Below are 13,183 nucleotides of genomic sequence, written 5' to 3' on the forward strand. Positions count from 1 at the left end.
ATTAATTTTGTTATCAAGATGCTTATTTTTTTAAGAGCATCTTTGAATGATATTGTAAAGCTAAAACGTTATAGGAACTGTTGAAAATTTAAACAAAAAAAGTAGTCAATTAAAAACTTAAAACATTGAAAACAAATACTTTAAAAAAAATAAAAGATCAAAAAAAGTAGTGGTTTTAAAAGTAAAAATTACACTTTTTGAGACAGCAGACCTATTTTCATCACTGATTCCTCAAAATCATTACGAGAAACAGCAGCCTTGTTGCGGACTCGGGTCCGATAATTATAAATAGTGCTCAAAGAGTAGCGAAGAAATGCTGCAATTTTTACGCTGTCGGTAATCCCAAGACGGATCAATGCAAAAATACGAAGTTCAGTATTCAGTAATTCTCCATGTTTCAATACAATCTGTTCTTCGCTGATAAGCAAAGCATTAAAATCTTTTACAAAAGTTGGATACAGGTTCAGAAAAATTACATCAAAATTCTCATACAGCTCTTTAAGCTCTTTTTCGACCAGCGTTGTTGATTTCAGCATTTTATAAATTTCATCAAACTGCTTCACGGCCGCTTTTTTATTTAAAATAACCCGATAGTTTTCTAACTTATTGATATAAGTCGAACATAGACTGAAGAAATGCGCAATATACTCTTCCTTGATATGATTTGATTCAGATAACTGTGCGTTTCGTTCCTGCAGCTGGCTGTTCGTTTCAGTAATATCTTTGTTTAATTCGGCTAGCTTTTGACTGGTTGCAAAAAGCTCAGCGCGGATTCTCGATACCTTTTTCATTTGCCTGTACACATAAATTACTGCTACAACCAAAAAACCGGAAAGCAGGCTTATGCATAGCAGATACAATTGCAGTTCATTTTTCCTTTGTGCTTCTCTTTCCAGGTAAGCCGTGTTAATAATCGAATATATTTCAGACATAAGCAGAGTCCGAAACTGTACATTACAGTAAAGCGCATCTTCAATCGCTGATTGCGTGAGCTTATAAGCCATGTCTACATCGCCAATCTGATAAAAGACCAAAGCCATTTTCTGCAGTGAAGCATTGTCCTTATTAGCCGTTTTTATATCAGATATTGCTGAAAGTGCATAGTATTTTTTTCGCAATTCAAACTGGTTTCTTGTCTCATAAATATCTCCAATAAGATAGGTAATCATAGCATATTGAGAGTCCTCTTCGCTGGTTACCTTCAATAAGTCCATTAATTGCTTCAGGGCTATTTCAAGCCTTTTTTCAAAAATATTTTTCTGGATCAGGTTTATTTTGAAATTCAATGTTGCGGAATTCAATACACCAAGCAAAGAATCTCTGTATTTTCCAATTTGTGCCATATATAGCTTACTCGGGCTGTTGGCATTATAATGCTCAAAAAATTCCCGATACACCAGATAGTAATTGGGCAGCAGCGATTTGGATAATATTTTTTTATTTATGCTTTTTAAAATTGACTCTGATTCCCTGTACTTTCCAGACGATGAATAGAGGTTGGCTAACTGCAATTGAGCCAGATCTGCTAAATCTTTATTCTGCAGTTCCTGGGCAATGATCAGATTCTTTTTTACATAAAAAATTGCCGAATCCGAATCGAGTTTCTGATATTCGGTATATAGCGTCTTGTTGTAATTGTATTCCTGTTCTTTGGATAAATCAGAGGACTTGATTTTTTTGAAATTCAAAATACGCTCTTCTTTCAGCAAGACATATTGCTGCTTATTTTTTAGTGCCTCATTCAGCTTATCGTAAATAGAATCGGCAGTATCCGATGAATAACCCGAATAACTGATTGCAAATAATAAAAACAGAAGATAATTTTTCAAACTGATAACCGCTAAATGATTGGAATACAAATATAGTAAAGTGACTATTAAATAGAATGTTTTTCGATTTGTATTTGTTACTAAAAGCAAAAAGCTGTCCCTATTAAAAGAAACAGCTTCTGCTAATTAATCAAATTAATTTTATACTCACTTTATTAAAATGATCATCAATACTATAAATTATTTTACTTGAATAGTAACTTCTGCAGACTTTAACCAAGTGCTGGTAAATTTTACAGTTATAGGTTCAGTACCGCCATTTGCCTGAATATAAGCCACCAGATGACCGTGAAATGCTCTTTGAACATTATCTGTATAATCGCCCATATCGCTATTGTTTCCAGCTTCTAACCCCAGTAAAGTACCTGAGCCATTAATTGTGCAAGTGATTTCATTATCTGAAAGCATTACTGGCAAACCTTTTTCATCTAATACCTGCACAATTACTTTGGCTACACCTTTATCCTTATTGATAGTTATGTTCTTTTCATTAATAGCTAAAGCATAAGGCTGCTGTGATGATATTATTGAATACTGGCTCACGATTTTATTGTCTGAGCTAAGACCGATTGCTTCCAATTTGCCTGGAGCATAAGGGATGTCCCAATAAATAACACCTGTCTTTTCATCGTAGTTTTTCTCTTCGCCAACTACTTTGCCGTTTAATTCTAAGCGTGCTTTAGCCGCATTGGTATAACAAACCACTCTGATTAATTGTCCCTCAGTGTAATTATTCCAGATTGGCCATGCATCTTTAGAAAGATCTTTTTCATTATTGCTGATGTAAGTTCCTGCATAAATCATTGGTTTATCTGACCATAATGACTGACGGAAATATCCTCTTGGCTTGATAATCCCTGCCAGATCCACTAATCCGGAGTAGAATCCTCTTGAAGGCCATGCATTAGATTCACCTAAATAATCAATACCAGTCCATAAAAACTGCCCAAATATGTGTTCGTTATTTTTTACTGCCAGCCATGGATCCATATCATGAACATTTTCACTTCCAAAAATTACTCTGTTTGGGTATTTTTTGTGATCAGACAGATATTTGCTTTCAGTATAATTATAACCTGTAATGTCTAAAGCTCCTGGGTATTCTGTTTCGTTAGACATTGCAACACCTGCAAGACCTGCAGTTGTAGGACGGGATTTATCATATTTTTTTACAGCTGCCACAAGACGTTTAGCTATGGCTCCAAGACGCATAGCATCTGGTGCATCTTTTTTGTAGCCGCCATAATTTGCTTGCCCAAAACCATCTTTTCCTTTATCCAGAACAGGGTGCGAATAAGGATCATTTGGATAATCTACCTCATTACCAATACTCCATCCAAATACAGAAAGATGATTGCGGTCGCGACGTACCATGTCTTCCAGATCTTTTTCGCCCCAAGTACCAAATATATCATGAGAACCTTCAAATCCTGGAGTACCAACATTCCATCCTGTTAACCATTTGCGTTTAGGAAATTCCCATTCATCATAAGCTTCATTAAGAACCAGAATTCCTAATTCATCACACAAAGCATAAAAGTCTGGAGCTTGAGGATTATGGCTTGTACGAATGGCATTTACACCAATTTCTTTCAGCGTTTTTAATCTTGATTTCAAAACATCTTTTGGCACTGCCGATCCCAAAACCCCAGCATCATGATGCAGGCAGACCCCTTTCATCTTCATCCATTTTCCGTTCAGGGCAAAACCTTTATTAGCATCAAAAGTAAAATTTCTGAAACCTGTTTGTGTTACTGTCTTGTCAATGATTTTTCCGCCATTCAAAACAGTAGTCTTCAGCTGATAGAGATTAGGATGTTCTAAATTCCATAATTGAGGATTTTTTACATTTATCTGTACATTGCTTTTATTTACTGCATTAGCATTTACAGCTATATTTTGAGAACTTTTGGACACCACTTTTCCATCTGGACCTACAAGTTCATTTACAACCATAAGATTTGCTTTTGCAGCCGAACCATTGTCTAAAGAAACTTCAACATTTAATTTTCCAGCGCCATTTTTGATTTCTGGGTAAGCATACACTCCCCATTGCTCAATATGTACTGGATTAGAATACACCAACCATACATTGCGATAGATACCAGACCCAGTATACCAGCGTGAATCAGCACTTTGGCTGTGATCCACTTTTACGGCAACCGTATTGTTTTCTCCATATTTTACATAAGGCGTAACATCATAAGCAAATGAAATATATCCATTAGGGCGTTTTCCTAAAGAATGGCCGTTAATAAAAACTTCACTTCGGTTGTAAACACCTTCAAAATACAAGTACACTTTTTCGCCTTTCTTATTTTGAGGAATATTCAATGCTTTTCGGTACCAGCCAATACCGCCTGGCAGATATCCTGTACAGCTTGCCAATGTAGGACTTAATCGTCCCTCTACGCTCCAGTCATGAGGAACATTGACTGACTGCCAATTAGCATCATTGTAAGATGGATTTTGAGCATCTGCAACATCCTGCAGCTCAAACTTCCAGTTGTCATTAATCTTTTGAGAATCTCCAAACGATATCTGGCTAAAAGCAGATAAGCAGGAAAAAATCAGCGTTGGCAATATTAATTTTTTAATAGTCATTGTGTATGTATTTTTAATTATTCATTCATAAGTTTAATATCGAAAACAGTATTTTTTTACATAAAAAGTCCCATTATGAAGCCAATAAACTGTCTTCATTTAGATATTATTCATTAAAAAAAATCAAATAAATCCTTCGTTGCAAGCCTATTTTTTTATAGGCTTAACCCCTTCATGAGTTGGAGTTATTGGCAAAATAGCATCATCTTTGCCAAATTCCATTTTATCGATACAGACCTCCCTATTGAATCCTGCTGGATCACCCATAGTAATTCCTTTTGGATAATTAAACCTGTGATAAACTATATACCATTCATCTTTACCAGGAACCTGAAGAACTGAATTATGACCTGTGGCGAAAATGCCTGCTTCCTTATCTTTAGCAAGAATTAAATTGTTTTCAGGAATTGTTATTTTGCCTATTGGCGAATCAGAATATCCATAGCGCACACGGTAGTTTTCGCTTCGAGTATCATCTTCAGACCATAAAAAATAATATTTCCCATTTCTAAAAAAGACTGTAGTTCCTTCACGGAAAGTGTTATCTGGAGTCATTACGATAACTGATTCGGGCTTGATCGAAATCATGTCGTCGTTCAATTCGGCGCAGGCCATATAACCATTACCCCAGTATAAGTAGCTTTTCCCTGTTTTAGGATCTGTAAACACATCTGGATCTATCTGCTGTCCGCCTGAAACTCCATTTGGCAACTTGTCTACTAATGGTTTTCCAGAATCTGTAAAAGATCCTTCCGGTTTATCAGCAACTGCTACTCCGATTTTTTGTGCTGCAGTGAAATAGAAATAATATTTATAACCGTTTCCTGTTTTTTTCTCAGTAATACAAGGAGCCCAAGCGTTTCTGTTTCCCCAGGCAACGTCTTTTTCCAGATCCAGAATAATTCCTTCATCAGTCCAATTCACTAAATCAGGCGAAGAGAATGTTTTAAAATAAGTTCCAGACCAGCCATCAAATCCATCGCTTGTTGGGTAGATATAATATTTTGAAGTTTTCTCAGAATACATTACATCAGGATCGGCATAGAAACCGTTCAAAGCAGGATTATTGGCGACTGAAGCTGTAACAGACCAGATTTCTGCTGGCTGTCCTGCTATTGTTACTGTATATTTTACAGCTCCTTTTGTAAAATCCTGAGGCGTTTTTGGTTCAACTGTAACGCCTGCAAATTTTGTAAAATCAGGTTTGAATGCCGAAAGGTTTGTTCCCCATTTTACAGGAAGATGAACTTGCTTTGCATCAGCATCGGCTTTGATATTTGTTTTCTTAATTGCTGCAGCTTCAGTAGAACTCATGATATCCTTTGCACTTCCCCATTTAGTTTCTAAACGTGCCAGTTCATCTGCAGTTATAGGCATAACCGTTCCGTGGCGAGGGTGAAAATTCATTGTAACAGCATTGTCAATCACTGAGAAATTTTCTAAATCACTCGTTTTTGTAAATTGATATTTTCCTTTAGTATACATATCATACATAAGGATATAATCTTTAGAATTATTCAGTTTAAAAACTCCGGCACCTTCTACAGGATATTTGGTCTGCTGCACATATTTATCTTTCAAGACATAGCCTTCGGTAAGTTTATCAGAAACTGCCACTTTGATTCCTGCTCCTGCTCCTTCGGTTTTGAAAAATAAATGGTATTTATTGTCTTTGAAAATAATTTCACCGTCAATACAGGCTCCGTTTGTCGGGCTGAAAAACAACTGCTTAGGTTCGGTTTCCAAATCGGTAAAATCAGCATTGGCGTAAGCATAATAAATTATATCAATACCATTGCCATGCTGCATTGACCAATAAATCATGTACTTGCCTTTTTTGGTATCATATATGGTCTGTGGTGCCCAGACACGTTTTAGATTTTCCTGATTTGAGTATTTCTTCTGAATATTAATGATGGCAGAAGTCCAGTTTACTAAATCGGTCGATTTTAATAAAACCATAGCCCTGTTCGAATCCCATCCTTTATCCGAAACCATATCAGTGGCTACCATATAAAATGTTTTGCCATCAGCACCACGCAGAATATGCGGATCACGAATCCCTCCTGTAGAACTGATCTGTTTAGAATCAATCACCGGCTGATTATTATTTAAAGCTCTAAAATTATAGCCATCATTACTCACTGCAAATCTGATTGCCTCCTCATTGCCTGAATTACCAGTAAAATAAGCAAACAGATAAGCAGTGGTTTTTATTTTGGCATTTGTTGTTTCCGTTTTAGAAGATTTCTTTTTGGAAGCTTGTTGTGCATTAACAGCTGCCATGGTAATTAAAGCCAATAAAGTAATAATCCATTTACTTGAATCCTTTTTTATTGCTGTTTTTGAATTGTATTTCATGCTTTTTTATTTTAATTCTCCTACAAATGTCACTACTGACCTTGCAGGGATTTCTATTGCATCGCTTTTCTGAACCGCAGCTCTTTTCAAATTAGAACTTTCAGAAGTTACATAAGGAGTTACTTCATTGTTTTTCAGAGTTCCTTTAGTCAGGTTAAATTTATATTTCTGATCAGATTTGCCACAGTTTACTGCAACTACCACCAGTTTTTTATTGGCCACATCTTTGTAAGCTGTTATCATCACATCATTAGCAGCACCCAGTTCATCTTGGTTGGGAACATCAATACGCTGCATTCCCGGACGTACAAACAAAGAATAATTTCCTAAAGCCCAAAGCAGTTTTGAATCATGAAATTCACCGTCATTTTTCACATAATCAGGAGCTGTGCCTCCTTTGCTTTTTCCATCGTCCAGATAAATCAAGCCATCTTTATAATCTACTCTGGTAAGAGATGTCCACCATTGCCATGAGGCCGCATTGGCAACAGCAATATCATTGTGTATCAAACGGGCAACAAATAAAGCTGTCTGCATTCCTAAATCTCTGCCTCCGCCAGCACCTCCAGGGATTTCGGCTTCACCAGGATTTTCCAAAATACAATATTCGGATTGCCAGTATTTCAAGCCTGGATACTGCTTAACATTGGCAGCAATCAGTTTGCGGCTTAAAACCTGTCTGTCCACAGGCCAGGTTGTAAAATAACTGTGACCCAAAATGGTGCTTTTTACATTGGATAATTTTGAAATGTTCGTTTTTGAATTTCCAAAAAAATAATCAATCTGATTATCACGGTTTTCACCATTTACATTTTCATATAGATAATTAATCTGTCCAGCTTCGGCAATAACAATTTCGGTGCTCATTTTTTGAGCTTTTAATTTTTCAGAAAGTGATTTAGTCAAATCATAAATTTCCTGATTGGTCGCCGGCGTTCCTTCCTGGCTGTTTTTGTCGCCATTATTAGGCATCCATTCCCATTGAGGCTCATTTATTGGACTCACATAATCAAATTTGACTCCTTCGTTTTTCTCTAATCCCTGAATACTTTTTACAAAAAAATCAGCAAATTTCGGGATTGATCCTTCCTTTAGGTTCAGCTTATTTTTTTGTGTTGCAAATGACAATCCATTGTTTGTCATAGATACAGGCGGACTGTTTGTAAAAATCAAGTATTTCTCTACTCCACGTTTTTTTGCTGCCTGCAAAAACCATCTCTGTCCTTCCTGTTTTGAAAAATCATAAGTTCCATCTGCATTAAGAAAACATTCACTGCGTCTCCATTCATCAGATACCCTGCTGCTTTCCCCTTGTTCAGTACTTCCTGCCCCGAGATTGAATCTCCAGATAGAAAGTCCGATTCCTTTAGGATTGCCTTCGGCATCAATTTCTTTACTAAACAGCAGATCGGCAATGGCATTCTTTTTCTGCTCAGGCCAGTTTTTGCCAACAAATTGGCATCTCCAGGCATCTGAACCTCCAAAACCGTCCATGGTCTGTACAACATTATCGGTGCTGATTATAGCTGTTCGCTGTGCAAAAGAGTGCAAACCCATTAGCAATACAAGCGAGACATATACCTTTTTCATTTTTTTTTATTCTTTGTATATTAATATTATAACTATTACTAGCTTTTACGGATAACCCGCAGAAGATTTTGACTATCAGCTTGCGGGAAATCTGTAAAAAAATTCATAATCTGATCTAAAATCAATGCTTTACAATAAATTGCTTGGCTACTGTTTTTTCGTTGTTTTTTAACTTCAGTATATAAGTTCCCGATGGAAGAAAAGAAGTGTCCAGTTCAATATTTTTACTATTACTATACGTTTTGCTTATAACAATTTTTCCTTGCATGTCATATACAACAAGGGCTGACGCAGTGCTATTCATTTCGGCAAGACCCATACGCAGTACCTCATTAGCAGGAACTGGCCATAACGACACATTCGCTAACCCGTTTTTCATCTCATTAGAATCTATACCTAAATTGTTCGAAGCAAGAGCGGCTATTTCGCTATCAGATAATGTGTAATTGTAAATCCTGAAATCGTCTATATAGCCATTGAATAATGGATCGGCAGCGTATTGACTGCGGCCGATGTAATTAAGAATTGGCTTAAAATCATTAGGGCTCACAGCGGAGTTATCCAGCTGTTTCACTAATTTACCATCAACATACATTTTTAAGCCTTGTGTTTTACTTACTGTTACAGCAACGTGTACCCAAGTGGAGACTGCTAACTTGTCACTCTCCAATTGAATCTCACCATTTCCATTATTGATTACAAAACGTAAATTACCACTGTTAGCATTGGCAGTTAAAAACATATTTTCATCCACACCATTTCCAAAATCAAAAATTCGCTGCCACTGATTTCCGCCTTTCCAATTTACCCATGTCGCAATAGTACTATCCTCATGATTTGCTACATTTGACGGAAGCTGCAGGAAACCATTGGTACCTTTCAGCGAAATTGCTTTTGAGCCTTTTTTTCCCTCAACAAAAGCAATATCACCGTAAGAAGCACTGTGGTTTAATTGAATACTTTTGTCTAATGTATTATCATCAAATTGAAAATATGCTATGATATCCTTGGTGCCTGTGGATGCAGCCGAAGTTTCATTTGAATAAACAGAACAGTTCAATGAATTATCTACCGCTTTGATTACATAAAAATAAGTTTTCCCTGTATCAGTCGTATTGTCAACAAAAGAAGCTGTTTTTATATTTCGGGCTATTGTATTGTAAGATCCGCCTTTTGATTCGGCTCTAAAAACTGTATATCCAGCAACATCAGTATCTGTACTTGGCGTCCAGTCTAAACGGATAGATGCAGCATTAGCTGTGGCTGTCAAATTACCTGGAGCATTGGGAGATACAAAATCTATAGGCATACCAACAGGGAGCAAACGCCATTGCTGCTGATTACCTCCGGATTTTTCGGATTGTTCGATATTATCGCCAGTACTGGCAGCCTGCAGGCATTTTGCACTGAATCGGCTGCGGATATAAAACCATCCATCTTCGGCATAATCCAGATACCATTGCTGGTTTACCGATTTAAGATCATTCCAAACAACAATTTTTCCTCCATCCTCTAATGAATAATTATAGATATCCAGAGACATGCCATTATGCTGTGCAGTAATTGTAAAATAGCTGAAATCACCACCAATCCTTGAATCGACTGGAGTAACATTCCATTGCTGATATGCTGCACTTGAATTATAATTGTATTGACGAAGGCTTGAACCAGCTGAAGCAGAGCCATTTTCTACTTCCAAAACTTTTCCGCTATTGCGATTTACTAATACATAACGGCCATTAATAACAGGCTGAATATCATCACCCCAAGTAATATTTACAACTCTTTCGGCATTGGTCTGTCCCTTTTGGTAGCCAGTACCTCCTGGCAATGGCATTGTATATTCACGCTGCGGGCCATAACCATCAAAGTAAACCTCTTTATCTTTTGATATAAAACGGTACGTTGTGGCTGCAGCCTGTCTTTCAGAAGTTCCTCCAAATGCCTGTACCTTGCCTTCGCTAGTTTTATAAACTGCGGCAGCTGTCCACTTTGGACGATTTTCTGCATATGCTAATCGTTGTCCATTTCGGCTTGCTTTTACAAATTCACCTCTTGCGAGTTCGGCAGTACCCCACCATATTCCTGTCTGCATACCGTATTGGATACCAACTATAGCTTCCATTACATTGTGTAATTCATCTGCAGTTGCATGCTTACCGTCATTTCGGACTTTTTCAAAAAAGCTTGCATAACCATCAAATCCACCAGCAAGCTGATGGGTGTTTCCTTCATCTAAATTAGACTTTAACTGGTCATACCAATTATGAGCCAGATCGCAATTGAGTGTATTTCCTCCCGAAACACGGATAGCAGAAAAATATGGATTAGCTTTAATACGGGCAGCAATATCATTAAAGTTTGTAACAGTACCCTGCCCCCATCCATTATCTGGTTCATTAAAAGGAGCTACAGATACTACGGTTCTCCCTTTTGCCTGAGCATATTTTGTACTGGCATAAATCAGCTGTTCCCAGCGTTGGGCATAGGTGGCACGATCTCCAGGACTAAACCAGGAAGCTACAAAAGGGTGATCACAATTGAATGCCACTTTTGTTTTTTCTCCTGTTAAAGCCACAAGAGCAAGACGTCTGTCCAGCCAATCAGTTTGACTTTCGTACGTTTTTCCATCGGAACCTACATAGTTGCCGCTTTGAAATTCTCCATTAATCAGTTCACGAGTAGGCTGAAATGATATTCTTACAATATCAACATTTTCTTTGCCCATAAAAGATACGCCTCTACGCATATTATTTTCATCAGGCCAAGCGGTATCAAGTCCCCATGTAACAGGAGATGAAATACCATTATCAAAAACACTGAATGGCACGGTGTTATCTGTAATAGGCTGTGCTACTAAGTTATCACTTGTGCTTGATTGTGCATGTATGTTTATTATTCCAAATCCTAACAATAAAACCCCTAATAGGAAATATTTTTGTCTCATGATTGTCAATTGTTTTTCACTTATTTTTAAATTATATCAGATAGACGCAAATTGCAGCTCACAAATAGTATGTACAATATGACAACTGATTATATATCCTTTTTTGCATTGCTTTTTTTTCCCCCTAATAACTCTAATTCATGTTATCAGGGGTAAAAAAAGCCGTCTTTTCTATTCATCAAAGACAAAATTCTATCCAAAAAATATTTTACTTATAGGTACCTACAAACGTTACAACTGATCTGGCGCCAATTTCAAAATTGGATGCATCAACATCAGTTCCTTTTTTCAGGCTTTTAGAATCGGAGGTAACATAAGGAGTCAATTTATTGTTATTCAAAGCCCCACCTGCAAGATTCAATTTATATGTTCTAGCTGTATTGCTGAAATTAACAGCAACAACAACTAATTTTTTGTTCGCTTCGTCTTTATAAGCAGTCAGCATTATATCTGTGGTGGCTGCAGCGCTATCCAATCCTGGTATCTGTACTCTCACCATTCCAGGTTTTACAAAGAATGAGAAGTTTCCTAAAGCCCAAAGTGTTTTGGAATCTCTGATGTAACCGTCATTTTTACAATAATCAGCATTTCCTGCTCCTTTGCTTGCGCCATCATCAACATGAATAAGACCGTCTTTATAATCACCTCGGCTAATAGCTGTCCACCATTGCCATGATGTAACACCACCAACAGCAATATCGGTACTTATAATACGTGCTGTCCATAATGCTAACTGCATGCCTAAATCTCTTCCTGCTCCTGCTCCACCAGGTAATTCAGCAGTTCCTGGACTTTCTAGAACACAATATTCTGAAGACCAAAGGCTAAGCCCTGGAACTGTCATAATTTTTGAGGCAGCTGATTGTCTCGAAGAAACAAGCTCACTTAATGGCCAAGCCTGCCAATAGCTGTGTCCAGAAATTGTTTTCTTGACATTGCTCATTGAAGCAATATTTTTTGTAGAATTTACTCCAAAGAAATAATCAATCTGGTTGGATCTGCTTGTTGTATTGCTAACCGTTTTATATAAAGGTTCATAAGCTCCAGCCTCACCAACAACAATTTGGGAACTAAGCCCCTTTGCCTGCAATTTTGGAGATAAAACTGATACCAGGCTATAGATATTTGCATTAGTTGCTGGAGAACCTTCCTGACTGGTTCCGTCCCACTCATATTGCGGTTCGTTGAAAGGACTGATATAATCGATTGTCAAGCCATGAACCGTTTTCAATTTATCGATTGAATTCGCCCAGAAATCTGCCAAATCTGGCATTTTTCCGTCCTTCAGATTATAAAACTCCTTGATACTTGCATGAGCCTTGCCATTGCCTGTCAAATAAACAGGAGCACTGTTTGCAAAAGCCAATAATTTATCAACGCCACGCTGTTTAGCAGCTTTCATAAACCATACTTGTCCTGCCTGTTTTGTCATGTCATAAGCCACTCCATCTGCAGTGAAACATTCGGTACGTCTCCATGGATCGCCAATGTCACTGGCCTCTCCCTGCTCTGCACTTCCTGCACCAAGATTAAAACGCCATAAAGACAACCCAATACCTTTAGGATTTCCCTGAGCATCTACATCTTTGCTAAACAATAAATCAGCAATTTGGTTTCTTTTATCCTGAGGCCAATTTTGACCAATGAAATTACATTGCCAGGCATCAGATGCTCCAAAGCTTTCCATTGTCTGCAGATTGGCATCAAGATTTACCTTCAGCTCTCTTGTCGAAGAATTAACAGGAGGCTGTTCATCAGTACTATCAGACGAACTGCAGCTTATTAAAGATGAGTTAATGAAAAGCAAGCCCGCAAATAGCAGGCTCGCTTTATAGTTAATAATTCTAGTCAT

Annotated in this window: 6 protein-coding genes; all 6 read right to left on the reverse strand. The window is 37.4% G+C overall.

Going from position 1 to position 13,183, the window contains the following annotated elements:
• Positions 1–188: 188 nt before the first annotated feature.
• A complete protein-coding gene (gene susR, locus ABEG11_RS03940; RefSeq protein WP_348822896.1) occupies positions 189–1,829 on the reverse strand; it encodes a SusR family glycan utilization regulator in 1,641 nt (546 codons plus the stop codon).
• Between the two features lie 180 nt (positions 1,830–2,009).
• Positions 2,010–4,433: a glycoside hydrolase family 2 TIM barrel-domain containing protein gene (locus ABEG11_RS03945; protein ID WP_348822897.1), complete on the reverse strand. Its 2,424-nt coding sequence runs from the start codon at positions 4,431–4,433 to the stop codon at positions 2,010–2,012.
• Between the two features lie 147 nt (positions 4,434–4,580).
• Positions 4,581–6,794, reverse strand: coding sequence for a glycoside hydrolase family 43 protein (locus ABEG11_RS03950; RefSeq protein WP_348822898.1), 2,214 nt, complete (start codon positions 6,792–6,794; stop codon positions 4,581–4,583).
• Between the two features lie 6 nt (positions 6,795–6,800).
• A complete protein-coding gene (locus tag ABEG11_RS03955; protein ID WP_348822899.1) occupies positions 6,801–8,384 on the reverse strand; it encodes a glycoside hydrolase in 1,584 nt (527 codons plus the stop codon).
• Between the two features lie 121 nt (positions 8,385–8,505).
• Positions 8,506–11,331, reverse strand: coding sequence for a LamG-like jellyroll fold domain-containing protein (locus ABEG11_RS03960; RefSeq protein WP_348822900.1), 2,826 nt, complete (start codon positions 11,329–11,331; stop codon positions 8,506–8,508).
• 208 nt (positions 11,332–11,539) lie between these two features.
• Positions 11,540–13,183 carry a glycoside hydrolase gene (locus ABEG11_RS03965; protein WP_348822901.1) on the reverse strand — a complete coding sequence of 548 codons (1,644 nt, stop codon included), beginning with the start codon at positions 13,181–13,183 and terminating at the stop codon, positions 11,540–11,542.

Source organism: Flavobacterium aestuarii, assembly GCF_040049115.1.
GTDB classification, from domain to species: Bacteria; Bacteroidota; Bacteroidia; order Flavobacteriales; family Flavobacteriaceae; genus Flavobacterium; species Flavobacterium aestuarii.